The 364-nt window shown below is 44.2% G+C and carries 1 protein-coding gene; it reads left to right on the forward strand.

Annotated features, from left to right (window positions below; translation table 11 throughout):
• Nucleotides 1-42 precede the first annotated feature (42 nt).
• Nucleotides 43-364 (forward strand): hypothetical protein (locus tag ACYYG1_RS17335; protein WP_461211588.1); only part of this gene is annotated, 322 nt, incomplete at its 3' end.

The following is a 364-nucleotide window of genomic DNA, read 5'->3' on the forward strand; positions in this document are numbered from 1 at the left end:
ATTGCTAAGTTGACAACCTATTCTACCAAGGAAGCCACTGATATGGGTGCAATCTTTGTTAACACTGACGGTAAACGGATTGTTAACGAGTCGGCGCCGTATACCCACTTTCGGGATGCGATTGCAGCTCAAAAAGATAAGATTGCCTTCGTTGTGATGGACCAAAGAACATGGGACCGGTTCTATGCACTGCTGCTTAAATATGGTTTTACAAAAGATGAAGTGCAGGGTTTCTTTGATCTTGATGGCAAAAAGAGTCCAATCCTTGTTAGCGGTGATTTACGGGCGGTTGCGCAAAAAGCGGGCATTAATTATAAAAATCTGCAAAAGACGCTGGCAGATTATGCCGATAGCGTCAAAGCCG

This window comes from Desulfocurvus sp. DL1XJH-121 (assembly GCF_054819825.1).